The sequence below is a fragment of the Rhodothalassium salexigens DSM 2132 genome, from assembly GCF_004341375.1.
Lineage (GTDB): Bacteria > Pseudomonadota > Alphaproteobacteria > Sphingomonadales > Rhodothalassiaceae > Rhodothalassium > Rhodothalassium salexigens.
The window spans coordinates 105,316-131,008 of the sequence record NZ_SLXO01000007.1 but is presented as its reverse complement, the minus strand read 5'-3'; the positions used below and the strand labels follow the sequence as shown (position 1 = coordinate 131,008).

Genomic DNA, 25,693 nt, shown 5'->3' with positions numbered 1-25,693 from the left:
ATGGCGGCGCCCGCAGCGGGGCGGGCCCGGCGCTCAGCCGCCAGGCGATTGCTGCGCCGCTGGGGCCGGGTGGCCGGCATGGGCCGCCACCTTGCGCATCACCGTCGGCAGGCCGGCCTGGCCCAGGGTGTCGAGCGGCCACCACAAGGCGTCGTCCACGGCCGGTCGGCGGTCGAGGGCGAGCCGCGCCACGGCCAGTTCCAGGTGGAAGTGGGTGAAGGTGTGACGCACGCGGTCGGGCAGCAGCACGAACGACACGCCGGGCGCCCCGGACGCCCCGGGGGCGGGGGCGACCGGCGCCTGGGCGATCAACTCGGGCGCGTCGGCGCGCCAGTCCGGGTCTTCGCCCGGCTTGGTCAGCGTCGCCCGGCCGGCCTCGACCCAGGCGCTCGACGGGATCTCCAGCATGCCGCCGAGCAGGCCCCGGTCCGGCCGCCGACGCAACAACACCGCACCCTCGGCCTCGATCCAGAAGGCGAGCGCCCGGCGCACCGGCTTGGGGCGCTTGGGCGCCTTGACCGGATAGCGCGCCATGTCGCCGGCGGCGTGGGCGGCGCACTCGGGCCGCCACGGGCACAGCAGGCATTGCGGCCGCGTCGGCGTACACACGGTGGCGCCCAGGTCCATGATCGCCTGGGCATAGTCGCCGGGCCGGTCCTGGGGCGTGATCCGGGCCGCCAGCTCCTTAAGCGCGCGCTTGGCGCCCGGCAGCGGCGCGTCGACCCGGTGCAGGCGCGCGATCACCCGTTCCACATTGCCGTCGAGGATCGTCGCCGGCCGGTCGAAGGCGATCGCGGCGATGGCGGCGGCGGTATAGTCGCCGATACCGGGCAGCGCCTTGAGCCCGGCCTCGGTGTCGGGGAAGCGCCCGCGATGGTCGCGCACCACCGCCTGCGCGCAGGCGTGCAGGTTGCGCGCCCGGGCGTAATAGCCAAGCCCCGCCCATTCGGCCAGCACCGCGTCGCGTTCGGCCGCCGCCAGCGCCGCCACCGTGGGCCAGCGCTCCAGAAACCGCGCGAAGTATCGCCCCACCGTGGCCACGGTGGTCTGTTGCAACATCACCTCCGACAGCCACACATGATAGGGGTCGGGGCGCACGCCGGGCGGGGCGCGCCAGGGCAGGGCGCGGGCATGGCGGTCGTACCAGTCGAGCAGGCGGCCGGCCAGCGCCGCGCCTTGCCGGGGCGAGGCCGGCGGGTCGGCTGCGGGCGGGGGAGATGTGGATCGCGACGGGGGCGGAGACTTGGGCGTCGGCATGGACGGGGGCTCCTTTTTCGGGCGGGTCTGGCATAATGGGCGAGATGGACGCTGCCAAGACATCGCGCCGGTCGGGCGCTAAAGCCGGTTCCAAGACTGGCGCCAAGACCGCTGCCAAGACCGGTGGCGCCACCACCAAGGCCGAACCGCCGGCGCGGCGCGGCGGCGTGGTGCGCGCCGGCGCGCTGGTGCCGGCGCTCACCGGGCGGGTGATGCGCGCGCGCGGCTTCATCAAGGCCGAGATCGTCACCCGCTGGGATACCGTCGTTGGCGAGGATCTGGCTTCGATCACGCGGCCGGTGGCGGTGCGGTTTCCGCGCGGCAAGCGCGCTGGCGCCACGCTGGTGGTCCGCGCCGCGCCGGCCACCGCCACGGTGTTGCAACACCGCGCGCCGACGGTGGTCGAGCGGGTCAATGTCTATTTCGGCTATGGCGCGGTGGCACGCCTGTCGATCGAGCAGGGGCCCCTGCCCGCCCGCCCGGCGCCGCCGCCCGGCGGGCCGTTCCGCGAGCCCAACCCTGAGGCCATGGCCCGGGTGGCGGAGCGGCTGGCGGCCCTCGGCGCCCCGGTGTCGGCGGCGGTCCCGAGCGCGCCCTGGGCGGCGCCGTCGGCGCTGCCGGCCGGCCGGGCCGGTTCGGCCGCGCCCGCCCAAGCCGACGGCGTGCGGCCGCGACGGCCGGTCGCTGCGGTGCCGCTGGCGACGGCGCTGGACACCCTGGCCGACCGCGTGAAGGCCAGCGACCCGGACCGCCGAGATACGCCGGAAGCGCCTGGCATTCCCGCCCCCAGCGGTCCCGGCCCCAGTGGTCTCGCCGCTCGGGATGCCGCCCCCGGTGACGCCGCCCCAGGTGACGCCGAGCGGACGGGCGATCGTGACTGCCAAGACCCGGGCCGGCCGGGGGCGGCCACCGCGCAAGCGGGCCCGGTCGGCGGCGTTGCCGGGCGCGACCGCCGGGGCTCGTCGGCAGCGCCAGCGCCGGTCCGGTCGCTCCCGTCTCCCTCGTCTCCCGGGGCGCCGACGCCGCCGCCGGTGGGCGAGGCGTCGTCCTTGCGCACGGCCTTGCTGCGCTTGGGCGGGCGCGTTTACGGTGATCCGCCGGGCGACGGCGGCCCGACCGGGGCGAATGATCCGCCGGCGGAAGGGGCTTGAGCCCGGCGGCGCGGCCCCTTACCAGTAGCCTGGAACAGTAAGTGTCGATCCCGTGCCCGGTTCGGCGGGCCAAGCTCCAGACGGAAGAGATGACGATGACCGATGTTTTGAACGGATGGCGCCGCGGTCTGGTGGCGGCTGGTGCGCTGATGCTACTGGCGGCCTGCGATGGCGGCGACGGAACCGGCGGCGGCAATGGCAGCGCCGATGCCGCCGAAAGCGGCTCGCTGCCGACCACGGTCGAGAGCCCCGGGCCGCAAGCCACCGACGATCAGGGCGCGGCCACCGGGATTCTGGTCTATGGCAGCGACGACGCGCCCAACACGCTGATCGAGTTCGCGTCCTGGACCTGCGGCCATTGCGGAAACTTCTACAAGACGGTCGTGCCGCAGATCAAAGAAGAGCTGGTTGCCACCGGCAAGCTCAAGTTGATGGTCGTCGATTGGTCGAGCCAGAATTTCGACGTGCTGGTGTCGTCGCTGGCGCGCTGCGACGGGCCGGAGAAGTTTGACGACTATATGAAGCTGTTGTTCACGACCCAGCGGGTGTGGTTGAACCAGAATGCAGCGGAAGAACTGCCCAAGGTGATGCGCCAGGCCGGCATGAGCCGCGCGGCCTACGACCGGTGCATCGCCAATCGGTCGTTGCAGACGATGATTGTCGAACGCGCCCAGCGCCAGCGCGAACGGTTCCAGATCGAGTACACGCCCTATCTGGTGCTCAACGGCCGCGAGTTAAAAATGCAGCCGGGCCGCAGCCAGTTCGAGCAGATCAAGGAGGCGGTCGAGGCGGCGAGCAGCTAACGCCGCCGCGCCCGTGCCGCCCGATCCCGCCAAGGGGCCCCAGGGGGAGACTACCCACCGGTGCAGTTCACGCGGCTGAGGCTGTCGGGGTTCAAGTCGTTCGTGGACCCCACCGAGTTGCGCATCGATCCCGGGCTGACCGGGATCGTCGGCCCCAATGGCTGCGGCAAGTCCAACGTGGTCGAGGCGCTGCGCTGGGTGATGGGCGAGAACTCGGCCAAGTCCATGCGCGGCAGCGGCATGGACGACGTGATCTTCGCCGGCACCAGCGCGCGCCCGCCGCGTAACCTGGCCGACGTGACGCTGACCGTCGCCAACGAGGCGCGCACGGCGCCGGCGGCCTTCAACGACGCCGACACCCTGGAAGTCAGCCGCCGGATCGAGCGCGCCGCCGGCTCGGCCTATCGCATCAACGGCCGCGACGTGCGCGCCCAGGATGTGCGCCTGTTGTTCGCCGACGCGGCCACCGGCGCCCATTCGCCGGCGCTGGTCAGCCAGGGCCGGATCGGCGTGTTGATCACCGCCAAGCCGGCCGCGCGCCGGGCCATCCTGGAGGAGGCGGCCGGCGTCTCGGGTCTGCACACCCGGCGCAAGGAGGCCGAGAAACGCCTGCGCGCCGCCGAGACCAACCTGACCCGCGTCGCCGACGTGATCCAGCAACTCGACCAGCGCGCCGCCAGCCTCAAGCGCCAGGCCACCCAGGCGACCAAGTATCGCGACCTGAGCGACCGCATCGCCCGGGCCGAGGCGGCGCTGTTTTACCTGCGCTGGCGGGCCGCCGACCGGGAGGCCAGCGACCTGGACGCCGCCCGGGGCGAGGCCGGCCAACACGTGGCGTGGCTGACCGCCCAGGTCTCGGAACGGACCCGCGCGCAGGGCGAGGCCGAGGCCGCCCTGCCGGCGTTGCGCAAGGCCGAAACCGAGGCCGGCGCCGCATTGCAGCGGTTGACCCTGGCGCGCGACCAGATGGAGGAACGCGAACGCCAGCGCGCCGCCACCGCCCGCCGGCTGGCGGCCCAGAAGGACGATCTGGACCGCGATCTGGCGCGCGAGCGCGAGGTCGCCGGCGACGCCCAGGCGGCGCGCGCCCGGCTCGACGCCGAGGCCGAGACCCTGACCAAGGAGGCCGCGGCGGCGGTGGCGGCGCGCCAGGAGGCCCAGACCGCCCTCGACGCGGCCCGCGTGGCCGCCGAGGCGGCGCAGGGCGAGGCCGACGCGGCCGCCGCGCGGGTCGCCGAGGCGCGCGCCGCCAAGACCAGCCTGGACACGGACCGCGCCGCGCTCGCCCGCCGCGAGCAGCGCCTGGACGCCGAGCGCGCCGCCCTCGACCGTGAAAGCGCCTTCGCCGAGGCCGAGGACGATGGCGAGGCGGCGCTCAGGGCCGCCGAAGCCGCCGCCGATGAAGCCGAAGCGGCGCTGGAGGCCGCAGGGCGGGCGGTCGAGCGTGCCGAGACCGACAGCGCGGCCGCGCGCCAGACCGCCGAGGCGACCCGGACCGCGCTCAACGAGGCCGAGCGCGCCCACGGCCGGCTCGATACCGAGGCGCAGGCGCTCGCGCGCATGGTGGCCGGCCGCGACGACGGCGAGCGCCCGGCCATCGCCGAGCGGGTGCGCGTGGCGCCGGGGCTTGAAAAGGCGCTCGGCGCGGCGCTCGGTGACGATCTGACCGCGCCCGAAGAACCGGCGGCGGACCAGGCCGGCGAAGCCGCCGACGCCGCTCCAAGCCCCCGGGCGTGGCGCGCGCTCGCGCCGCTGGGTGAAGCACCGTCCTTGCCGGCCGCAGCCGAGCCCTTGGCCGCCCATGTGGACGCGCCGCCGGCGCTCGCCCGCCGGCTGGCCCAGACCGGGCTGGTCGCCGACCGGGCTGCGGGCGAGGCGCTGTTGGGGCAATTGGCCCCCGGCCAGCGTCTGGTCAGCCGCGACGGCGCGGTATGGCGCTGGGACGGCCTGGTCACCGCCGCCGACGCGCCGGCGCCGGCGGCCGTCCGGCTCGAACAGCGCAACCGGCTGGAGGCGCTGCGCGACCAACTGGCCGACGCGCGCGCGACCCTCGACCGGGCCGGGCGCGACCATGGCGAGGCCCAGGGGGCGGTGCGCGCCGCTGAAACCGGCGAGGCGGACGCCCGGCGCGCGCGCCAGGCCGCCGACCGCGCGGTCGCCGACGCCCGGCGCGCCCAGACCCAGGCCGAGCGTGAGGCCGCGCGCCGGGCGGCTGCTGCTGCGCGCCTGGCCGAACGGCGGCAGCGCCTGGACGCCGACGCCGCCGACCTGGCCGAGCAGCGCCGCGCCCTCGACGCCCGGGCGGCGACGGTGCCCGACCTGGCGGCGCTCGACCGGGCATTGGCCGAGGCCAAGGCGGCGGCCGACCGCCAGCGCGCCGAGTTGGCCGACGCGCGCGCCCGCGCCGACGCCCTGGCCGCCCAGGGCGCGGCGCGCGAGCGGCGGCTGGCGGCCATCAAGACCGAACGCGCCGACTGGGACCGCCGTGCGGACCGCGCCGCCGGTCATCTGACCGGCCTGGAGGAGCGCTTGGCCAAGACCGCGCGCGATCTGGCGATCTATGCCGAGCCGCCGGCGGACCTCGACGACCAGCGCCGCGACCTGATCGCGCGCATAGAGGCCGCGTCGGCCGAGCGCGCGGCCGCCGGCGACGCGCTCGCCGCCGCCGAGACCGCCAAGGCCCGGGCCGACGCGGCGCTTAAAGAGTGCGAGGGCCAATTGGCGGCGGCGCGCGAGACCCATGTGCGTCTGGAGGCCAACGCCGACAATGCGAGCGCCCGGCGCCGGCAACTGGCCCATGAATGCGGCGAGCGCTTCGCCTGCCCGCCGAGCCACTTGCCCCAGGCCATGGACTTCGGCGACCCCGACGACCTGCCCGAGGCGGCGGCCATGGCGGAGCGGCTCGACACGCTCAAGAGCCGCCGCGAGCGCATGGGCGCGGTCAATCTGCGCGCCGAGGAGGAATTGCGCGAGGTCGCCGAACAGCGCGACCATCTGGACGGCGAGCGCGCCGATCTCGAAGCCGCCATCCACCGGCTGCGGCGTGGCATCGGCGAATTGAACCGCGAGGGCCGCGAGCGGCTGATGGCGGCGTTCGAGCAGGTCAATCGCCACTTCGCCGACTTGTTCACCAGCCTGTTCGGCGGCGGCGAGGCGCATCTGGCGTTGGTCGATTCGGACGATCCGCTGGAGGCCGGGCTCGAAATCATGGCCAGCCCGCCGGGCAAGCGCCTGCAATCGCTGTCGCTGTTGTCGGGCGGCGAACAGGCGCTGACGGCGCTGTCCTTGATCTTCGCCGTGTTCGTCACCAACCCGGCCCCGATCTGTGTGCTCGACGAGGTCGATGCACCGCTCGACGACGCCAATGTGGAGCGGTTTTGCGACCTGTTGGACCATATGGTCGAGCGCACGCGGACCCGGTTTCTGGTCGTCACCCACAACGCGGTGACCATGAGCCGGGTGTCGCGTCTGTTCGGTGTGACCATGCCCGAACGCGGTGTCAGCCAGTTGGTTTCGGTGGACCTGGACGAGGCCGAAGCCATGGCAGCCAGCGTTTGATTTCTGAAAATACTTAAAAATCAGACGGTTGTGCATTCCCCTATGCGGCTTGACAGGGCGCGGGGGCGTTTCTATGTTGCGCCCGCGTCTGCCGGGTCGGGGGAAACCGCTGGCCCGGCGACGTGTGTGTGGGCGTCCGGCTTTGGGAAGCGCGTGACCTCCGACGACGACGATAGCAGGCCCGGCGGCTTTGACGAGCGGTTGCGCAAGGCGCGCGCCGCCCGACGGGATCCGTTGGCCGCCGACGACCCTGGGGCTCAAGCCGATTCCGATCTGGCCCTGGGGCTGCGTGTCGGTCTCGAAATCGTCGCCGGGGTGGCGGTCGGTGGCTTTCTGGGGTATTGGGCCGACCGATGGCTTGGAACGTCGCCGTGGCTGATGATCGTTTTCGTCCTGTTCGGCTTTGCCGGTGGGGTGAAGAACGTGCTTCAGACCGCGGCCCGGGCTTCGGCAGCGGCCGACACGGCCGCCCGCGCAAGCGAAACAGGCAAGACCGACGCAACCGACGACGCCGGCGGCGCCAAGCCGTCGGAGCGTGATTGACCAGGGAGCCGCGTCCGTGGCAGGGCCTCTCGAACAGTTCGAAATTCACCGCATCGGCGCGCCGCTGGAGGTCGCCGGGCTGGACATTTCCTTCAACAATGCTGCGGCCTACATGATCGCGGTGGCGGGGCTTCTGACCGCCTTCGTGATGCTGGGCACGCGCCGCCAGGCGCTGGTGCCGGGCCGGCTGCAGTCCATGGTGGAGATGAGTTACGAGTTCGTCGCCGGCATGGTGCGGGACAATATCGGCAGCCACGGGCGGTCGTTCTTTCCGTTCGTGTTCTCGCTGTTCATGTTTGTGCTGACCGCCAATGTGATGGGACTTCTGCCCTATGCGTTCACGGTGACCAGCCATCTGGCGGTGACCTTCGCGTTCGCGATCTGCATTTTCTTCGCGGTGGTGCTGATCGGTCTGGTGCGCAACGGTCTGTCGTTCTTCTCGCTGTTCATGCCGTCGGGCACGCCGTGGATCCTGGCGCCGCTGATCGTCGCTATCGAGGTGTTCTCGTTCCTGGTCCGGCCGGTCACCCTGTCGGTTCGTCTGTTCGCCAACATGACCGCCGGGCACATCCTGTTGAAGGTGTTCGCCGGCTTCATCGTCAGCCTCGGCGCTGGCGGCGGTGTCATGGCCGCGCTCGGCGTGCTGCCGTTCGCCATGATCGTCGCCTTCCAGGCGCTCGAACTGCTGGTCGCCGTGGCCCATGCCTATGTTTTCGCGCTGCTCACCTGCGTCTATCTGAAGGACGCCGTGGACGTGGCGCACTAAAACCCTGCAACAACGACCCCGTTCTGTTCGGAAAGGAAGAACAATGGAAGCTGAAGCTGCTAAGCTGATCGGTGCCGGCATCGCGGCCATCGGTATGGGTGGCGCCGGTATCGGCGTGGGCCTGATTTTCGCCTACTTCCTGCAAGGCGCGCTGCGCAACCCGGCCGCCGCCGACAAGCAGTTCCCGCGCCTGATCATCGGCTTCGCGGTGACCGAAGCGCTCGGCATTCTGGCGTTCCTGGTGGCGCTCCTGCTGCTGTTCGTCGTCTGAGCGTCCGACCGCTTCGACCGACGACCTATCGCCTTCCGGGCTGCGGGTGATCCCGCCGCCCGGCCTTCCTCGCATCGAAAGGCAGGTCCATGCCTCAGTTCGATCCCAGTGTCTTTCCAGCGCAGATTTTCTGGCTGGCCGTGGTGTTCGGCCTGTTCTGGCTGATCATGGCCCGCATGGGTCTGCCGCGGGTCGAGCAGATCTATAAGGATCGCGAGCAGCGCATCGGGGACGATCTCGACGCTGCCGAGCGGATGAACAACGAAGCCAAGGCGATCCGCGACGCCTATCAGGCGACCTTGGCCAAGGCGCGCGACGATGCGGCTGCGACCACCGGCAAAGCCCGCGAGGCCGCCACCCGGCGACTGGCCGAGGCGCAGGCCGAGGTGGATGCCAAGCTCGACAAGCGCCAGCGCGAGGCCGAGGCGGACATCGCCCGGGCCCGCAATGAAGCGCTCGACGAAATGCACGCCATTTCGGTGGACGTGGCCAAGGAACTGCTGGCGCAGTTTTCCGTGACCGGCAACACCAACAAGCTCAAGGCCTCGGTCAAGCGTGAACTGGCCGGCGTGCGGGCCGAGGAGGCGCAGTGATGGCGGCAGACATGGTGATGCCCTGGCTGGCGTTCGCCGCCGACGTGGTGGAAGGCGCCGGCGATCATGGCTCGGTGGGCTGGTTCAGCCCGAAGAACACCTATTTCTGGGTCGGCCTGGGCTTTGTGGTGTTCATCGCCCTCATCGCCCGGCAGGCTTGGGGCGCGATCGGCCGGGCGCTCGACGCGCGCGCGGCCGGGATCGAACGCCAGATCCAGGAAGCCCGGTTGCTGCGCGACGAAGCGCAGAAGCAACTGGCCGAGGATCAACGGCGTCAACGTCAGGCGGCTAAGGACGCCGAAGCGATCGTCGAGCAAGCGCGCGAGGATGCCAAGGCGCTCAAGGCACAGGCGGAGAAGGATGCCGCCGCTCTGGTCGACCGGCGCACCCAGGCGGTGGAAAGCCGGATCGCCCAGCTTCAACAGTCGGCGGTGGCCGAGGTGCGCGCGGCGGCCGCCCATGCTGCGGTGGCCGCGACCCGGCAGACGCTGCAGGACGCGATGACCGGCGACACCGGGCGTCAGGCACTCGACGCTGCCATCGCCGAGGTGGACAAAAGCTTGCATTAAGCGGCTAGGAATAATCACTGACGATTTTGACGAGGCTGTCCGAGGTGTTCGGACGGCCTCGTCAGGTTTTTGCTAACAGCAAGTCCGTGTCATCAGGCGGGTGGTTTGTATTTTTCTTTGTTCTTCCCCCTTGTTCTCTTGAATGCGGTTGCTAAGTGCTGAAGGCCGATGTTGCGCTGCGTGCTTTGCGCCGTGCACGGCCTCGGCGTCCTCGTTGCAAGCGAAAGAGTGGAGGTGCGGATGACCCCGAAACGACTGGCCCGTCTGTCGGCGGGTCTGCTGGCCGTTGGGCTGCTGGCGGCGTGTGGCGAGGATCCCCAGGGACAGACGCGGCAACCGCCCCAGGTGGAGGTGACGACGCCGCTCGTCGATCAGGTGGTGGAGTGGGACGAATACACCGGCCGCTTCCAGGCGGTGAAGTCGGTCGAGGTGCGGGCGCGCGTCAGCGGCTATCTGGAGTCCATTCACTTCACCGACGGCACCATGGTCGACAAGGGCGACCTGTTGTTCGTCATCGACCAGCGCCCGTATCAGGCGGCGCTGAACCGCGCCGAGGCTGCGGTCGAGCGCGCCGACGCCCGTCTCGCCTACACCAAGACCGAGGTGGCGCGTGCCGAGGCGTTATTGGAGCGCCACAACATTTCAAAGGAACAATACGACCTGCGGCTCCAAGAGATGCGCCAGGCGGAGGCGGATCTGGCATCGGCCAAGGCCGAGCGGCGCACCGCTGAATTGGACTTCGAATTCACCGAGGTGCGCGCGCCGGTCAGTGGCCGGGTTAGCGAGCACGCGGTCGATGTGGGCAATCTGATCAATGGCGGCGCAGGCAACGCCACGCCGCTGACCAATATCGTGTCGCTCGATCCGATCCATTTCGTCTTCGATGCCAGCGAGCGGGCGTTCTTGCGCTATCAGCGCACCGGTCCGGGCGGCGAAGGCACGGCACAAGGGGCGCTCGGTGCGTTGGTGCGCGTCAAACTGTCGGACGAGGCGGGGTCGGTCCACGAAGGCACCATCGACTTCGTCGACAACCAAGTGGACGAGGGCACCGGTACGATCCGGGCGCGCGCGGTGTTCGAGAATGCCGACGGGGCGTTGACGCCGGGCGTGTTCGGCCGGCTGCAACTCAAGGCGCGCGGCCCTTACGAGGCGATGCTGCTGCCCGACAAGGCGGTGGTCAGCGACCAGGACCGCAAGATGGTCTATGTGGTCGGCGACGACCAGACCGCGCAGGTGCGGCCGGTCAAACTCGGGCCGATGTACAAGGGGTTGCGGGTGATCCGCTCGGGGCTCGCCCCCGATGACCGGGTGATCGTCGCCGGGTTGATGTTCGTCCGCCCCAATGCACCGGTCCGACCGCAAGAGACCACCATCTCCCTGACCGACCAGTAGCGGGGGCGGGCTCATGAAACTGACCCATATCTTCGTCGACCGGCCGATCTTCGCGACGGTCGTGTCGCTGGTGGTGACGATCTTGGGCGGCATCTCGCTGCTCAACCTGCCGGTGGCGCAGTATCCCGATGTGGTGCCGCCGACCATTCAGGTGCAGGCCACCTATCCCGGCGCCGACGCCGAAACCGTGGCCAAGACCGTCGCGACGCCGATTGAGCAGGAGGTGAACGGCGTCGAGGGCATGCTCTACATGTCGTCGCAGTCGACGGCGTCGGGCAATATGACGCTGACCATCACCTTCGAGTTGGGCACCGATCTCGACGAGGCGCAGGTCCTGGTGCAAAACCGGGTTTCCGTGGCCGAGCCGCGATTGCCTGAAGAGGTGCGCCGGCTCGGTGTGACCACGCGCAAGAATTCGCCCGACCTGATGATGGTGATCCACCTGCTGTCGCCCGACGAGAGCCTGGATCAGCTTTACATCGCCAACTACGCCGCCTTGCAACTGCGCGACCCGCTGGCTCGTATCGACGGCGTCGGTGATCTGCGGATCTATGGCGGCAGCGAGTATTCCATGCGCGTCTGGCTCGATCCCGACCGGCTGGCCTCGGTGGGGCTGACCGGGCTCGACGTGGTCAATACGCTGCGCCAGCAGAACGTCCAGGTGGCGTCCGGCACGCTCAACGACGAACCCTTGCCCCAGCCCGAGTCCGCGTTCGAGCTTTCGGTGCGCACCAAAGGCCGGTTGGTCGAGCCCGAGGAATTCGCCAACATCGTCATCAAGTCCGATCCGGACGGCCGGGTGGTCCGGCTCGGCGATGTGGGCCGGGTCGAATTGGCGGCCCAGGACTATGTGACCCGCAGTTACATGGACGGCAAGCCGGCGGTGGCCCTGCCGATCTTCCAGCGTCCGGGCACCAACGCGCTGGCCACCGCCGACCGTATCAAGGCTCAGATGGCCGAGTTTTCCAAGGCCTTCCCCGAGGGACTGGAATACCGGATCATCTATAATCCGACCGACTTCGTACAACAGTCGGTCGACGCCGTGGTTAAGACGATCTTCGAAGCCGGGCTTCTGGTGGTGTTGGTGATCGTGCTTTTCCTGCAGCGTTGGAACGCCGCGATCATCCCGATCCTGGCGATTCCGGTGTCGCTGATCGGCACGTTCGCGATGATGCAGGCGTTCGGCTTTTCGCTCAACAATCTGACGCTGTTCGGGCTGGTGCTGGCGATCGGCATCGTCGTCGACGACGCCATCGTGGTGGTCGAGAATGTGGAGCGCAACCTGCGTGAGGGTCTGGCGCCCAAGGAGGCCGCCCACAAGACCATGGACGAGGTTGGCACGGCCCTGGTCGCCATGTCGTTGGCGTTGGTCGCCGTGTTCGTGCCGACCGCATTCATCGAGGGCATTTCGGGCCAGTTCTATCGCCAGTTCGCGCTGACCATCTCGGTGGCGACGCTGTTGTCGCTGCTGGTCTCGTTGACCCTGTCGCCGGCACTGTGCGGGCTGCTGCTCAAGGGGCGGTCGCACGCCGAAACGTCGAACGGCCCGCTCGGTCGCGTCTTCGGTTTCTTCAACCGCGGCTTCGACCGCACGGCGGAACGCTACAGTCGCGGCGTCGCCTGGGTGTTGCGGCGCGGTGCGATCATGGGCGTGCTCTATCTGGCGCTGCTCGGCGTCACCGCGTTCGAGTACAACCGGGTGCCCGGCGGCTTCATTCCACAGCAGGACCAGGGCTATTTCATCATCTCGGCGCAGTTGCCGCCGGGGGCGACCATGGAGCGTACTGATGCGGTGGTCCAGGAAATCACCCAACGGGCGCTGCCGGTGGGCGGGGTCCAGAACGTGATGGGCTTTGCCGGTCTGAACGGTGCCACCTTCACGCTCGCCTCCAACGCGGCGACGGTGTTCGTGCCCTTGAAGCCGTTCTCCGAGCGCTTGGACGAGGGCCGCGATTTCCATACCATCCTCACCGATCTCCGACGCGCGGTGGCCGGTATCACCGATGCGCAGGTGGTGGTGATCCCGCCGCCGCCTGTGCGCGGGATCGGCAATGCCGGCGGCTTTAAGATGATGGTCCAGGATCGGCGCGGCCGCGGGCTCGACACCCTGTCGCAATCGGTCCAACAACTGGCCGGCGCGGCCAATCAGGCGCCCGAGACCACGCAGGTGTTCTCGTTCTTCGAGACGCGCACGCCGCAACTCTATGTGGACGTGGACCGGACCCGGGCGGAAATCCTTCAGGTACCGGTGTCGGACGTGTTCTCGACGCTTGAGGTCTATGTGGGCTCGGCGTTCGTCAACGACTTCAACTTCCTCGGCCGGACCTACCGGGTGACCGCCCAGGCCGACTGGCCGCACCGGCTCGACCCGGACGACCTGGCCCGGCTGCGGACCCGCAATGCCGACGGCGAGATGGTGCCGCTTGGCTCGGTGGCCACGTTCCGCGATGTGACCGGGCCGTCGCGGGTGCCGCGCTACAATCTCTACCCCTCGGCGGCGCTGCAGGGCGACACGGTGGCCGGCTTCTCGTCGGGCGAGGCGTTGGCGCGCATGGAGCAACTGGCCGACGAGGTGCTGCCGCCCGGCGTCGGTTATGAGTGGACCGACCTGGCGTTCCAGCAGAAGCAAACCGGCAACACGGCGGCGCTGGCCTTCGTGCTGGCGGTGGTGTTCGCCTTCCTGGTGCTGTCGGCCCAGTATGAAAGCTGGCTGTTGCCGTTGGCGGTGATCATGATCGTGCCGATGAGTATCTTCGGCGCCATGGTCGGCATCGACCTCTTGGGGCTCGACAACAATCTGCTGACCCAGATCGGTCTGGTGGTGTTGGTGGGCCTGGCCAGTAAGAACGCCATTCTGATCGTCGAGTTCGCCCGCCAGCGCGAGTTGGAAGGCGCCGACCGGTTCCAGGCGGCGGTGGATGCGGCGCGGGTGCGCCTGCGGCCGATCCTGATGACCGCCGGGGCGTTCATCCTGGGCGTGTTGCCGCTGGTGGTCGCCGAAGGCGCTGGTGCCGAGATGCGCCGGGCCATTGGTACGGCGGTGTTCTCGGGCATGTTGGGGGTGACCTTGTTCGGCCTGGTGTTCACGCCGCTATTCTATGTGGCGTGCCGCAAGCTGGCCCGCGACAGCGGCCCGCAGCCGGGGGCCGGGTCCAGCGATGGCCGTGCCGCTGCCGCCTCGGGCGCCGACGCCTGACCGCACGCCGCCCCGCGCCGGCCTGGCGCGGGCGCCAAGACCTCATCGCGCCGGCCGGGTTCGCCTGGCCGGCGCTTTTTTGTCCGCCAGCCGGGCAAGGGGATAGGTGTGGTGGGGGCGGGATTTCTGCCGCCATTGGGCGCGGATCGTGGCGTCCGGGGTGCCCCGGCATTGGTGGGCGCCGGTGGTTGCGGCGGTGCGGTTGGTCGGCGGGGTCGGTGGTCGGTTTGGCGGTCGGTCGCCGGTGGCTCAGGGCGCCGCCCCACCGGTGCCCAGGCGCCGCCGCGCCCGCGGTGCCCGAGGCGCGCGGCGGCGCCATTCGAGCGCGCGATAGCCGATCAGCGCGGCCAGAATGCCGGCATAGATCCACGGCTCGGTCTGGTTGCCCTTGACCAGGAAGGCGAAGTGCACCACCGCCAGCGCCGCCGCCGGCAGCACCAGCCGGTGCAGCCGGGTCCAGGCGCGGCCGAGCCGGCGTTGCGCCGCCCGGGTCGAGGTGAGCGCCAGCGGCAGCAACAGCGCAAACGCCGCCATGCCGAAGGTGATATAGGTGCGCTTGACGATATCGTCCCAGATCGCGCGCCATTCGAACAGCATGTCGAGCGCCACATAGCTCGACAGGTGGACGACCACCGCGGCGAACGCCCACAGCCCCACCAGGCGCCGCAAGCGCATCAGCTTGGACCAGCCGAGGCCGCGCGCCACCGGCCCCACGGCGAGCGCCAGCACAAGCCAGCGCAGCGCCCACAGGCCGGTGAAGCGGTTGGAAAACTGTTGCGGATTGATGCCCAGGCCGTGCGGTTCGCCCGCCAGCGCCAAGGTCCATTGCAGGCCCAGCCAAAGCAGCGGCAGGGCCAGCAGCAGGTGCACCGGCGGCTTGACCCAGCGGTCGACGCGCCGGTTGGTCAGGGGCGGCAGGCTCAGTACCACCGGGTCAGGTCCATGCCGTCATAGAGGTCCGCCACCCACGGGCCGTAGCCGTTGAACTTGACCGTGTCGCGGCGGCCGAACTCGCCGATCCGCCGTTCGCGCGCCTGGCTCCAGCGCGGGTGGCTGACCTCGGGGTTCACATTGGCGTAGAAGCCGTATTCGCCCGGTGCCACCTTGTGCCAACTGGTCATCGGCATGGTCTCGGTGAAGCGGATCGCCGCGATCGACTTGATCGACTTGAAGCCGTATTTCCACGGCACCACCAGGCGCAGCGGCGCGCCGTTCTGCTTGGGCAGCACCTCGCCATAGAGGCCCACGGCGATGAACGCCAATTCGTTGCGCGCCTCGTCGAGCCGCAGCCCCTCCACATAGGGCCAGTCGAGCACCCGGGCGCCCACGCCGCGCATCTCGTCGGGGCGCAGCACGGTCTCGAAGCGGACATATCTGGCCGCCGACTGGGGTTTGAGCGCGTCGATAAGGCCGGCCAGGGGCACGCCGATCCACGGGATCACCATCGACCAGGCTTCCACGCAGCGCAGCCGGTAGATGCGCTGTTCCAGGGCCTGAAAGTCGATCAGCTCGTCGAGCCCATAGCGTCCCGGCGCGTCGGTCAGGCCCGAGACCTCCACCGACCAGGGGTCGACGGTCAGCGCGTCGGCATAGCGTGCCGGGTCGCCCTTGTCGGTGCCGAATTCGAAGAAGTTGTTGTAGCCGGTCACCGCCTCATGGGCGTTGACCGGCTCGTCGGTGCTCAAGGCGGCGTTGGCGGTGGCGGTCAGGTCGCGGCGCTGCGTGTCGGCGCGCAGGATGCCGCCCGCTGCGTCGCCGGTGGCGCCACCGGTCTCGGCCGCCTCGCCGCAGCCGGACAGGGCGAGCCCGCTGCCGGCGAGCGCGGCGCTGGCGCCCAGGCCGGCCATGATCTGCCGACGGTTGGCATAGTGGGCCTCGGGCGTCACGGCGCTGTGGGGCAGGGCCCAGCCGGGCTTGCGCTTGATCAGCATGGGGGCGCTCCGTCTGTGCGTCAGCGGGTCGGTTTGCCAATGCTATAGGCTCAACATAATACGCCCCGGCACGACGATCGGGCCAGGGCGTAGATATCACATATGTGTTGGCGTCCTTTGATGGACGCCCAGGCGCCGGGCTTAGGACGCCATGCTGCGCAGCATCCAGGCGGCCTTTTCGTGCGCGGTCAGCCGATCGTCCAGCAGCGCCACGGTGGCATTGTCGCCGGCCTTGTCGGCGGTTTCCTGCATCGGCCGGATGCGGCGGACGATGGTTTCATGGTCTCCGGCCAACTCGGCAACCATGCCTTGGGCGTCCTTGTTCTCGTCGCCGTCGGTGATCGCGGTCAACTCGGCGAACGCCTTATACCCGCCCGGCGCTTTGACGCCCAGTTGGCGGATGCGCTCGGCGATCTCGTCATTGGCCTCGGCCAACTCGGTATACTGCTCCTCGGTCAGTTCGTGGACCGACTTGAACATGGGGCCGACCACGTTCCAGTGATAATTCTGAGTTTTGATGTACAGCGAATAGCTGTCCGCCAGCAGGACCTTCAGGCCCTCGGCAATGGACTTACGGCTGTTGTCTTCAATCCCGATATTAATGCTCATAAGACTTTCCTCCTTTCGAGTCCTTGTCGGCTCACCGATCTAGATGGGTTCATCCTGGCTAGGGTCAATGCGGCGTTTGGCAAAATCTTTGAGACACGCCCATCGAAAAAATCGATGCCCCGGCGGTCGAGCCGGGTATCGGCCGGTGCGCGGGCTCGGTCGTCGGTGCCCGGGCGCGCCGCCGCGGTTGTCGCGAGCCGCCCCCGGGCGGCGCTTCACCCCTTGGCCGCGGGCGGCTGGGTTCTGGCCCGGCCTCGGCGGTGGTCTGGCGCCCGGGGGCGGCGGCGATTGGATGGCTGCGCGGCACTTGGCTTATCACCCACCGGCGGCGGCGCTATTGGCGGGCGACGGTGTGGCCGCGCTCTTCCAACAGGTCGACGACGCTGTTGTCGCCGATCAGGTGACCCACGCCCATGACCACGAACTGCGTGCCGGGCTCGTCCAGCATCGCTTCGATCTGCGGCACCCAGTCGGCGTTGCGGTCGTCGAACAGGGTTTTGTGGAATGCGGGCGCCATCTCTTCCGACGGGTCGAGCAACAGCGCGTCGAGCCCGGCGGTGTCGCCGGCCAGCCAGTCGCTCTTCATGTCCTCGAACAATTGCACCGGGTCGTCATAGCGTTCCATCTGCGCCTGGAACGCGCCCGAGCCCGCCAGGTCGTCGATGGTCATCAACACCTCGAACTGTTCGGTGATGGTCTCCAGCCCTTCGATCGGCTTGCCGGCCTGGGTGGCGCGCTGGGTCAGCACCACGTCGATGCCGTATTGCGGCATGAACCCGGCCATGGCGGCGACCGTCTGGGCGTATTGCAGCGACGCGAACCAGGGCCGCCATTGTTCGACCACGCTGCGCGGCACGCCGGTCTCGCCGGTCGGCATCGGCACCTTGGCGAACACCGACATCAACTCGTCCATGACCGTGTCGGGCAGCAGGTCGGACAGCCGCTGGCCCTCGGGCAGGCGCGAATTGTCCATCATGAACCGTTGCACCTGGGCCGGGTCGATATCGTCGAAGTCCACTTCGAAGGTGACCGTGTGGGCGGCCTTGAAGGCGGTCTCGATCTTTTGGTCGAACCACGCCACGTCGGGTTTCATCATGTGGATGCTGCCGAACAGATAGACTTGGCTGTCATCGTCGGCGAGCAGCCACAAGGGCGGGCCGTCGGGGCTGCGCGCCTCTTGGGCCGCGCTCGGCACCGCCAGGGCGGCGGTCAGGCCGGCCAGCGCCAGGGTTTGCAGGGTGCGTTTGAAAAATCCGTGCCGTCGCGGTGCCATCCTCGTCCTCTCTTGGGTGGTGGGCGATTTGGTTGTGCGGCGCCAGTGTGCCCGCCGCAGGCCGGGCCCGTAAAGCGCCAAGCGCGCCGGCCGGGCGGTTCGAGGCTTGTGTTGGGCGGCCGGCGGGATTATAGAGGCGGCTTCGTCGGGTCGGCCGGCCATCGAAGGGCATGCCGTGTCGACCTCGAAGCACCATCAAGGTCGCAGTACCAAAACGGTCAAGGAGATGTGCAAATGCCCAAGATGAAGACCAAGTCGGGCGTCAAGAAACGCTTCCGCGTTTCGGCCAAGGGCAAGGTCATGTCGGCTCAGGCGGGTAAGCGCCACGGCATGATCAAGCGGACCAACAAACAGATCCGGAATCTTCGCGGCACCCGCGCGCTGAGCGATGCCGACGCCCGGATCGTCAAGAAGTTCATGCCCTACGGCTGATCGGGAGCGTAATTCATGGCACGCATCAAACGCGGTGTGACGGCGCATTCCCGTCACAAGAAGGTCACCAAGGCCGCCAAAGGCTTTTACGGCCGGCGCAAGAACACCTTCCGCATCGCCGCCCAGGCGGTCGACAAGTCGCTGCAATACGCCTATCGCGACCGCCGGACCAAGAAGCGCAATTTCCGCGCTTTGTGGATTCAGCGGATCAACGCGGCGGCGCGTCTGCACGGCCTGACCTACGGCCGCTTCATGCACGGCCTCAAGCTTGCCGGGGTGGAACTGGACCGCAAGGTTCTGGCCGACATCGCCGTGCACGAGGCCGACGCGTTCAAGTCGCTGGCGGATCAGGCCGCGGCGGCGCTGGAAAAGGCGAACTAAGACGGTCGATAGCGCCTTGGGCGGGCGGCGGCGTTCGCCGCTTCCCGGGCAGTATCGACGCTGAGATCGTCTGAAGGGCGTCCGGGCCTCCGGGCGCCTTTTTTGTTGTGAGCGTGCGCGGGTCGCCGTCCACCGGGTGCCCGCGCGCCGGTCTTCGAGGGACAGGAGAGAGCCGTCATGGCCACCGACCATGCCGAGCAGTTGGAAGCCGAATTGCTCGACGCCATCGACCGCGCCGACGACCTCAAGGCGTTGGACGCCGTGCGCGTCGACGCCCTGGGCAAAAAGGGCCGCGTGACCGCCTTGATGAAGTCCTTGGGCGCCATGAGCCCGGACGAGCGCAAGGCGATGGGGCCGCGGCTCAACCGGTTGAAGGATACGCTCAACGCCCGGCTGGCCGACAAGAAGGCCGCACTTGAAGCCGCCGCGCTTGCCGAGCGCCTGGAGGCCGAGCGGGTCGACGTCACCCTGCCGATGGCCGAGCGCGCGCAGGGCCGCGTCCACCCGGTCTCGCAGGTGATGGACGAACTGGCCGAGATCTTCGCCGATCTGGGCTTTTCGGTCGCCGAAGGGCCCGACGTGGAGGACGATTTCCACAATTTCACCGCCCTCAACATCCCCGAACACCACCCGGCCCGGCAGATGCACGACACCTTCTATCTGCCCCCCGACGCGACCGGGCAGACCCGCGTGCTGCGCACCCACACCAGCCCGGTGCAGATCCGCACCATGATCGGTGCCAAGCCGCCGTTCCGCATCATCGCGCCGGGGCGCACCTACCGCGCCGACTGGGACGCCACCCACACGCCCATGTTCCACCAGGTGGAGGGGCTGCTGGTCGACGAGGCGACCCATATGGGCCACCTGAAGGGCTGTCTGGAGGCGTTCACCAAGGCGTTCTTCGAGGTCGACGACTTGAAGATGCGCTTCCGGCCGAGCTACTTCCCGTTCACCGAGCCGTCGGCCGAACTGGACATCGGCTGCGCGTTCGAGGACGGCCAGGTCAAGGTGGGCCAGGGCGACGACTGGCTGGAAATCCTCGGCTGCGGCATGGTCCATCCGCGCGTGCTCGACGCCTGCGGGATCGATTCCACCCGCTATCAGGGCTTCGCCTTCGGCTGCGGCATCGACCGTCTGGCGATGCTCAAATACGGCATGACCGATCTGCGTCCGTTCTTCGACAGTGACCTGCGCTGGATGCGCCATTACGGCTTCCTGCCGCTGGACCTGCCCAGCATCGCCGGGGGGATGAGCCAATGAAATTCACGCTGAGCTGGCTGAAACAGCATCTCGACACCGCCGCGTCGCGCGACGCCCTCGCCGAGGCGCTGACCGCCTGCGGGCTCGAACTCGAAGCCATCGAGGACCCCGCCGTCACCCTGGGCGCCTTCGTCATCGGCCATGTGGTCGCCTGCGAGCAGCACCCCAATGCCGACAAGCTGCGGGTCACCAAGGTGGACTTCGGCGCCGGCGAGCCGGTGCAGGTGATCTGCGGCGCGCCCAATGCGCGCCTGGGCATGAAGGGCGTGTTCGCGCCCTCGGGCACCTATGTGCCGGGCACCGACATGACCCTCAAGCCGACTAAGATCCGCGGTCTGGAAAGCCGCGGCATGTTGTGTTCGGAGCGCGAGTTGCTGCTGTCCGACGCCCATGAGGGCATCATCGACCTGCCCGAGGACGCGCCGGTGGGCACCCGCTTCGTCGACTATGCCGGCCTCGACGACCCGGTGTTCGACATCGCCATCACCCCCAACCGCCAGGAATGCCTGGGTGTGCGCGGCATTGCGCGCGACCTGGCCGCCGCCGGGCTCGGCACCTTGAAGCCCGAGGCGCCGGTGGCGCTGGCCGACGAAAGCGGTCCGGCCGCGCCGCGGGTCACGCTGGCCTTCCCCGAGGGCCAGGCGCCGGGCTGCGCGCACTTTCTGTTGCGCCGGGTCTCCGGCGTCGCCAACGGCGCCGGGCCCGACTGGCTGGTGCAGCGGCTCAAGGCGGTGGGTGCCAAGCCGATTTCCGCCCTGGTCGACGTGACCAATTTCATGACCCTGGACCGCGCCCGGCCGCTGCACGTGTTCGACGCCGCCAAGGTGCGGGGCGACCTTGTGGTCCGCCCGGCCGCGCCCGGCGAGACGCTCGACGCGCTCGACGACACCACCTACACGTTGCACGGCGGCGAGGTGGTGATCGCCGACGACACCGGGGTGATCAGCCTGGCCGGCGTGATCGGCGGCAAGAGCACCGGCGTCGACGAGACCACCACCGACGTGCTGGTCGAAGCCGCCTGGTTCGACCCGGTGCGCACCGCCGAGACCGGCCGCGCCCACGACATTATGACCGACGCGCGCTACCGCTTCGAACGCGGCGTCGACCCCGCGTCCACGGCCCCCGAACTGGACCGCGCCTGCCGGATGATCGTCGATCTGTGCGGCGGCACGCCGGGCCCGGTGAGCGCGGCGGGCCAGGCGCCGGGCGCCCCGGCACCGGTGCGCTTCCGGCCCGAGCGGGTGGCCAGCCTGGGCGGCGTCGACGTGGCGCCGGACACCGCCAAGCGCATCCTGGCCGACCTGGGCTTCAGCGTCGACGACAGCGCCGGCGTGCCCTGGACGGTCGCGGTGCCGTCCTGGCGCCCGGACGTGGACGGCGAGGCCGACCTGGTCGAGGACGTGCTGCGCATCCACGGCTATGACCATATCCCGTCGACGCCGCTGCCGCGCACCGCGGACGGGGTGGCGCAGCCGACGCTGACCCTGGCGCAGAAGCGCACCCGCCGGGTGCGCCGGCGTCTGGCCGCTGAAGGGCTCAGCGAGGCGATCACCTGGTCGTTCGTCGATCGCGGGCTGGCCGAGGCGTTCGGCGGCGCGCCGGCCGACCTGGCGGTGACCAACCCGATCAGTTCGGATCTGGACCAGATGCGCCCGTCGATCCTGCCGCATTTGTGTGACGCCGCCCGGCGCAACATCGACCGCGGCCAGGACTGCGTCGGCCTGTTCGAGGTCGGCCCGCAATACCAGGACGCGAGCCCGGCGGGTCAGCGTCTGGTGGCCGCCGGCCTGCGCGCCGGGCGCACCGGCGGGCGCCATTGGCGCGACCGGCCGCGCGACGTGGACCTGTTCGACGCCAAGGCCGACGCGCTTGCCGCCCTGGCCGAAGCCGGTGCCAAGGTCGACGCGGTGCAGACCCTGGCGACCGCGCCCGACTGGTACCATCCGGGCCGTTCGGGCAGCCTGTGCCTGGGGCCGAAGACCGTGCTGGCGGTGTTCGGCGAGGTGCACCCGACGCTGGTCAAGCGCTTCGACATCAAGGCGCCGGTGGTGGCGTTCGAGGTCTATCTGGACGCCATCCCCGCGCCCAAGGCGAAGAAGGCCAAGAAGGGCGCGGCCACGGGCGGGGCGACCAAGCCGGCCTTGCTGCTGTCCAACCTGCCGAGCGTGGAGCGCGACTTTGCGTTCGTGGTGGCGGCGGACGTGCCGGCGCAAGACCTGGTGCGTGCGGCCGCCGGCGCCGAGCGCCAGACGATCACCGATGTGCGCCTGTTCGACGTCTATCAGGGCGAGGGTCTCGACCCGGGCGAGAAGTCGGTGGCGCTGAGCGTGGTGTTCGAGCCGCGCGAGCGCACCTTCACCGACGACGAGATCGCCGCCTTGAGCGAGCGGGTGGTGGCCGCCGTCGCCAAGGCCACCGGCGGCCGCCTGCGCGGCTGACCGGGGCTGGCTGCCCGCGCCGACGCTGGTCGGCGCGGTTGGTCACGGCGATGGTAACGGTTTGTTTTCCAATCGGCCTTAGCGTTCCGGACAGAGTGGGCGTCCGGGATGCGGGCGCCGCGCCGAACCGGGCGCGATGAGACAAGTCAAGGTGGTATGGTCAAACTTCCGGGCGTTCTGGCAAAGCTGATTCCGTCCAAGGCCGGCAAGGCGGCAGCGGCCGACGCGGCGGGCGACCCCGAGTCGGGCGGCGCGGCTGCGGCGGCCATGGAAGCCGAGAAGGCCGCCGCCCTGGCCGGTGCCGCCGGCTATGCGCGCGCCCCGTTGACCGCGTCGGGCAAACTGCCGCTGACCTGGCAACTGCGCGCCTGGTGGGATGGCTTCGACCCTAACCAGATCGCCGAAATCCTCGGTCGGTACAGCCCGGCCGTCGACGAGGCGGGGCTCGACGACGTGATGGCCGCCGCCGCACCGCCGCCCGACGAGCCCGAAATGGAAGCGCCCAAGCCGGTCGATCCCGACGACTGGCAATTGCCGTTCGACCCCTGGGACCCCTATCGCCTGGAAGTGGCGCACTATATCTGGGGCGAAGGGTTCTGCGGCCCGGGCGGCCCGAGCTATGTGGTCAACACGTCGAAGCTGCTGGCGCTCAAGCCGGAGATGAGCGTCATGGAGTTCGGCTCCGGTCTCGGCGCCGGCGCGCGCGCGCTGGTGGAGGGCTTCGGTTGCTGGATCACCGGCTTCGAACAGTCGGGTCGGCTGGCCGAACTGGCCAACCACAAGGCGACCATGATGGGGATGGCCAAGAAGGCCAAGATCGATCTGTTCGACCCCGCCGATCCCAATGGTTTCGGGCGCAATTACGACCGGGTGATCGCGCGCCAGGTGCTGCACCAGTACAAGAACAAGGACAAGATCGTCCAACTGATCAACAAGCACATGAAGCCCACCGGGCTGGTGCTGGCGACCGATTTCGTGCTGGCCAATGAAGACGCGCGCCGCGACCCCGAGGTCAAGGAATGGCTGCGCCACGAGCCGTTCACGCCGTTCCTGGCCACGTCCAAGGAATTCTCGGGCCTGTTCAGCAATTGCGATTTCGTGGTCCGGGTCGATGAGGACGTGACGCTTGAATATATCCAGTTGATCAACCGCAATTGGCGCGGTGCCGACGAACTGGTCGAGCGGCTGAAGATGCAACCCGACGGCCCCGACCTGATCACCGTGCTGATGCGCCATGGCGAGTTGTGGCAGCGCCGGGCCTCGTTGATGAAGGCGGGCAAGCTGCGGCTGTGGCGGCTGATGGGCACCAAGGTGGGCGGCAAGCCCGAGGCCATGTCCGACTGGTGAGCCGCGAGCCTTTGCGGCACCCTGACGCCGATGCCGGCCGCCCGTGCCGAATAGGCTTGGCGCCCGGCACAGGGCGGGTTATATGCCGCGCATGTCTGTGCAATCCCATATCCGCAACTTCGCGATCATCGCCCATATCGACCACGGCAAGTCGACGCTTGCCGACCGGTTGATTCAGAAATGCGGCGGCCTGACCGACCGTGAAATGCAGTCCCAGGTGCTCGACTCCATGGACCTGGAGCGCGAGCGCGGCATCACCATCAAGGCGCAGACCGTGCGCCTTTTGTACACGGCGCAGGATGGGGTGACCTACACCATCAACCTGATCGACACGCCGGGCCATGTGGACTTCTCTTACGAGGTGTCCCGCTCGCTGGCCGCGTGCGAAGGCTCGCTGTTGGTGGTCGACGCCAGCCAGGGCGTGGAGGCGCAGACGCTCGCCAATGTCTATCAGGCGATCGAGCGCGACCATGAGATCATCCCGGTCTTGAACAAGATCGACCTGCCGGCCGCCGAGCCCGAGCGGGTCAAGGCCCAGATCGAGGATGTGGTCGGTCTGCCCGCCGACGACGCGCTGGAGATTTCGGCCAAGTCGGGGCTCGGTATCGACGATGTGCTCGAAGCGCTGGTGCAGCGCCTGCCGGCCCCCGAAGGCGACCCCGACGCGCCCCTGAAGGCCATGGTGGTGGACAGCTGGTACGACCCCTATCTGGGCGTCGTGGTGCTGTTGCGGGTGGTCGACGGGGTGCTCAAGAAGGGCCAGTTGGTCAAGATGATGGCCACCGGCAAGCAGCACCCGGTGGACCGGGTCGGCGTGATGACGCCCAAGGGCGTGATGGTCGACGAACTGCGCACCGGCGAGATCGGCTTTCTGACCGCCGGCATCAAGGACGTGGCCGACGCCACCGTGGGCGACACCATCACCGACGCCAAGAAGCCGTGCGCCGAGCGGCTGCCGGGCTTCCAGCCGTCGCGTTCGGTGGTGTTCTGCGGCCTGTTCCCCGCCGACACCAACGATTATGAACATCTGCGCGACAGCCTGGCCAAACTGCGCCTCAACGACGCCAGCTTCGAATATGAAGCGGAAAGCTCGGCGGCCTTGGGCTTCGGCTTCCGCTGCGGGTTTTTGGGCATGCTGCACCTGGAGATCATCCAGGAGCGGCTGTATCGCGAATTCGGCCTCGACCTGATCACCACCAGCCCGTCGGTGGTCTACAAGTTGCACATGCGCGACGGCGCGCTGATCGAACTGCACAACCCCGCCGACATGCCCGAGCCCATGAGCATCGAGAGCATTGAGGAACCGTGGATCGAGGCGACCATCATGGTGCCCGACGACTTTCTCGGCGCGGTGTTGAAGCTGTGCGAGGACAAGCGCGGCGAGCAGCAGGACCTGACCTATGCCGGCGATCGCGCCATGGTGAAGTATTTGGTGCCGCTCAACGAGGTGGTCTACGACTTCTACGACCGGCTGAAGTCGGTGACCCGCGGCTATGCCAGCTTCGACTATCAGGTCCACGGCTATCGCCCGTCGGACCTGGTGAAGATGCAGATCCTGGTCAATGCCGAACCGGTCGACGCGCTGGCCATGCTGGTCCACCGCAGCCAGGCCGAGGCGCGCGGCCGCGCCTTGTGCGAACGGCTGAAAGACCTGATCCCGCGCCAGATGTTCAAGATCCCCATCCAGGCGGCGATCGGCGGCAAGGTGATCGCGCGCGAAACCATCTCGGCGTTGCGCAAGGACGTGACCGCCAAATGCTATGGCGGCGACGTCAGCCGCAAGCGCAAACTGTTGGAAAAGCAGAAGGCGGGCAAGAAGCGCATGCGCACCTATGGCAAGGTGGATATCCCGCACGACGCGTTCATCGCGGCCCTGCGCATGGACCAGGAATAGGCCCAGCGGGCGCCGGCGCCGCCGCCCCG

21 protein-coding genes are annotated in these 25,693 nt (G+C 69.1%); 16 read left to right on the top strand and 5 right to left on the bottom strand.

The genetic code is table 11. The annotated features are described in order from the left end of the window. Positions 1-33 precede the first annotated feature (33 nt). Positions 34-1,257, bottom strand: coding sequence for an A/G-specific adenine glycosylase (gene mutY, locus EV659_RS10210; RefSeq protein ID WP_132708780.1), 1,224 nt, complete (start codon positions 1,255-1,257; stop codon positions 34-36). A 44-nt stretch (positions 1,258-1,301) separates the two neighbouring features. On the opposite strand from mutY, the gene EV659_RS10205 reads away from it, so the two are divergent. The 10 genes from EV659_RS10205 to EV659_RS10160 all read left to right on the top strand — a co-directional run bounded on the left by EV659_RS10205 (position 1,302) and on the right by EV659_RS10160 (position 14,099). Next, entirely contained in the window at positions 1,302-2,408 is a 1,107-nt protein-coding gene (locus EV659_RS10205) for a DciA family protein (protein WP_165878833.1), read from the top strand. A gap of 95 nt (positions 2,409-2,503) precedes the next feature. Beyond that, entirely contained in the window at positions 2,504-3,211 is a 708-nt protein-coding gene (locus tag EV659_RS10200; protein WP_165878832.1) for a DsbA family protein, read from the top strand. A 60-nt stretch (positions 3,212-3,271) separates the two neighbouring features. After that, entirely contained in the window at positions 3,272-6,769 is a 3,498-nt protein-coding gene (gene smc / locus EV659_RS10195; protein ID WP_132708777.1) for a chromosome segregation protein SMC, read from the top strand. Between the two features lie 153 nt (positions 6,770-6,922). Beyond that, entirely contained in the window at positions 6,923-7,312 is a 390-nt protein-coding gene (locus tag EV659_RS10190) for an AtpZ/AtpI family protein (RefSeq protein WP_200287822.1), read from the top strand. A 16-nt stretch (positions 7,313-7,328) separates the two neighbouring features. Then, the gene (locus EV659_RS10185) at positions 7,329-8,078 is read left to right on the top strand and encodes a F0F1 ATP synthase subunit A (RefSeq protein ID WP_132708775.1); all 750 of its coding nucleotides are present in this window, start codon (positions 7,329-7,331) and stop codon (positions 8,076-8,078) included. A gap of 43 nt (positions 8,079-8,121) precedes the next feature. Beyond that, entirely contained in the window at positions 8,122-8,349 is a 228-nt protein-coding gene (locus EV659_RS10180; RefSeq protein WP_132708774.1) for a F0F1 ATP synthase subunit C, read from the top strand. Positions 8,350-8,438: 89 nt separating this feature from the next. Then, positions 8,439-8,942, top strand: coding sequence for a F0F1 ATP synthase subunit B family protein (locus tag EV659_RS10175; protein WP_132708773.1), 504 nt, complete (start codon positions 8,439-8,441; stop codon positions 8,940-8,942). Further along, complete coding sequence (locus EV659_RS10170; RefSeq protein ID WP_132708772.1) at positions 8,942-9,511, top strand: F0F1 ATP synthase subunit B family protein; 570 nt, start codon at positions 8,942-8,944, stop codon at positions 9,509-9,511. The genes EV659_RS10175 and EV659_RS10170 overlap by 1 nt, the downstream gene beginning before the upstream one ends. 240 nt (positions 9,512-9,751) lie before the next feature. After that, positions 9,752-10,903, top strand: coding sequence for an efflux RND transporter periplasmic adaptor subunit (locus EV659_RS10165; protein ID WP_165878831.1), 1,152 nt, complete (start codon positions 9,752-9,754; stop codon positions 10,901-10,903). 13 nt (positions 10,904-10,916) lie between these two features. After that, entirely contained in the window at positions 10,917-14,099 is a 3,183-nt protein-coding gene (locus EV659_RS10160; RefSeq protein ID WP_132708770.1) for an efflux RND transporter permease subunit, read from the top strand. A gap of 249 nt (positions 14,100-14,348) precedes the next feature. On the opposite strand, the gene EV659_RS10155 is transcribed toward EV659_RS10160, so the two are convergent. The 4 genes from EV659_RS10155 to EV659_RS10140 form a co-directional block, all read right to left on the bottom strand. Continuing rightward, the gene (locus EV659_RS10155) at positions 14,349-15,029 is read right to left on the bottom strand and encodes a protein-methionine-sulfoxide reductase heme-binding subunit MsrQ (protein ID WP_200287820.1); all 681 of its coding nucleotides are present in this window, start codon (positions 15,027-15,029) and stop codon (positions 14,349-14,351) included. After that, positions 15,020-16,030: a protein-methionine-sulfoxide reductase catalytic subunit MsrP gene (gene msrP / locus EV659_RS10150; RefSeq protein ID WP_132708769.1), complete on the bottom strand. Its 1,011-nt coding sequence runs from the start codon at positions 16,028-16,030 to the stop codon at positions 15,020-15,022. Before msrP ends, EV659_RS10155 begins: the two co-directional genes overlap by 10 nt. A gap of 141 nt (positions 16,031-16,171) precedes the next feature. After that, positions 16,172-16,639, bottom strand: coding sequence for a Dps family protein (locus EV659_RS10145; protein WP_132708768.1), 468 nt, complete (start codon positions 16,637-16,639; stop codon positions 16,172-16,174). Between the two features lie 334 nt (positions 16,640-16,973). Beyond that, on the bottom strand, positions 16,974-17,912 hold the full coding sequence (locus EV659_RS10140; RefSeq protein ID WP_132708767.1) for a TraB/GumN family protein: 939 nt from the start codon (positions 17,910-17,912) through the stop codon (positions 16,974-16,976). Between the two features lie 234 nt (positions 17,913-18,146). On the opposite strand from EV659_RS10140, the gene rpmI reads away from it, so the two are divergent. The 6 genes from rpmI to lepA all read left to right on the top strand — a co-directional run bounded on the left by rpmI (position 18,147) and on the right by lepA (position 25,664). Continuing rightward, positions 18,147-18,344: a 50S ribosomal protein L35 gene (gene rpmI, locus EV659_RS10135; protein ID WP_132708766.1), complete on the top strand. Its 198-nt coding sequence runs from the start codon at positions 18,147-18,149 to the stop codon at positions 18,342-18,344. Between the two features lie 15 nt (positions 18,345-18,359). After that, positions 18,360-18,725, top strand: coding sequence for a 50S ribosomal protein L20 (gene rplT / locus EV659_RS10130; protein ID WP_132708765.1), 366 nt, complete (start codon positions 18,360-18,362; stop codon positions 18,723-18,725). A gap of 177 nt (positions 18,726-18,902) precedes the next feature. Further along, positions 18,903-19,985, top strand: a complete 1,083-nt coding sequence (gene pheS / locus EV659_RS10125; protein WP_132708764.1) for a phenylalanine--tRNA ligase subunit alpha — start codon at positions 18,903-18,905, stop codon at positions 19,983-19,985. Continuing rightward, positions 19,982-22,423: a phenylalanine--tRNA ligase subunit beta gene (pheT, locus tag EV659_RS10120; protein WP_132708763.1), complete on the top strand. Its 2,442-nt coding sequence runs from the start codon at positions 19,982-19,984 to the stop codon at positions 22,421-22,423. The genes pheS and pheT overlap by 4 nt, the downstream gene beginning before the upstream one ends. Positions 22,424-22,579: 156 nt before the next feature. Beyond that, the gene (locus EV659_RS10115; protein WP_132708762.1) at positions 22,580-23,770 is read left to right on the top strand and encodes a methyltransferase domain-containing protein; all 1,191 of its coding nucleotides are present in this window, start codon (positions 22,580-22,582) and stop codon (positions 23,768-23,770) included. A gap of 91 nt (positions 23,771-23,861) precedes the next feature. After that, the gene (gene lepA / locus EV659_RS10110; RefSeq protein ID WP_132708835.1) at positions 23,862-25,664 is read left to right on the top strand and encodes a translation elongation factor 4; all 1,803 of its coding nucleotides are present in this window, start codon (positions 23,862-23,864) and stop codon (positions 25,662-25,664) included. Positions 25,665-25,693: the final 29 nt, after the last annotated feature.

Bases quoted from the DNA above. Each gene is read 5' to 3' on its own strand.
- EV659_RS10160 (WP_132708770.1), top strand. From the start codon at position 10,917: ATGAAACTGACCCATATCTTCGTCGACCGGCCGATCTTCGCGACGGTC.
- rplT (WP_132708765.1), top strand. From the start codon at position 18,360: ATGGCACGCATCAAACGCGGTGTGACGGCGCATTCCCGTCACAAGAAG.
- EV659_RS10140 (WP_132708767.1), bottom strand. From the start codon at position 17,912: ATGGCACCGCGACGGCACGGATTTTTCAAACGCACCCTGCAAACCCTG.
- lepA (WP_132708835.1), top strand. From the start codon at position 23,862: ATGTCTGTGCAATCCCATATCCGCAACTTCGCGATCATCGCCCATATC.
- EV659_RS10180 (WP_132708774.1), top strand. From the start codon at position 8,122: ATGGAAGCTGAAGCTGCTAAGCTGATCGGTGCCGGCATCGCGGCCATC.
- EV659_RS10115 (WP_132708762.1), top strand. From the start codon at position 22,580: ATGGTCAAACTTCCGGGCGTTCTGGCAAAGCTGATTCCGTCCAAGGCC.
- EV659_RS10200 (WP_165878832.1), top strand. From the start codon at position 2,504: ATGACCGATGTTTTGAACGGATGGCGCCGCGGTCTGGTGGCGGCTGGT.
- EV659_RS10175 (WP_132708773.1), top strand. From the start codon at position 8,439: ATGCCTCAGTTCGATCCCAGTGTCTTTCCAGCGCAGATTTTCTGGCTG.
- EV659_RS10145 (WP_132708768.1), bottom strand. From the start codon at position 16,639: ATGAGCATTAATATCGGGATTGAAGACAACAGCCGTAAGTCCATTGCC.
- msrP (WP_132708769.1), bottom strand. From the start codon at position 16,030: ATGCTGATCAAGCGCAAGCCCGGCTGGGCCCTGCCCCACAGCGCCGTG.
- rpmI (WP_132708766.1), top strand. From the start codon at position 18,147: ATGCCCAAGATGAAGACCAAGTCGGGCGTCAAGAAACGCTTCCGCGTT.
- EV659_RS10170 (WP_132708772.1), top strand. From the start codon at position 8,942: ATGGCGGCAGACATGGTGATGCCCTGGCTGGCGTTCGCCGCCGACGTG.
- mutY (WP_132708780.1), bottom strand. From the start codon at position 1,257: ATGCCGACGCCCAAGTCTCCGCCCCCGTCGCGATCCACATCTCCCCCG.
- EV659_RS10205 (WP_165878833.1), top strand. From the start codon at position 1,302: ATGGACGCTGCCAAGACATCGCGCCGGTCGGGCGCTAAAGCCGGTTCC.
- pheT (WP_132708763.1), top strand. From the start codon at position 19,982: ATGAAATTCACGCTGAGCTGGCTGAAACAGCATCTCGACACCGCCGCG.
- EV659_RS10165 (WP_165878831.1), top strand. From the start codon at position 9,752: ATGACCCCGAAACGACTGGCCCGTCTGTCGGCGGGTCTGCTGGCCGTT.
- pheS (WP_132708764.1), top strand. From the start codon at position 18,903: ATGGCCACCGACCATGCCGAGCAGTTGGAAGCCGAATTGCTCGACGCC.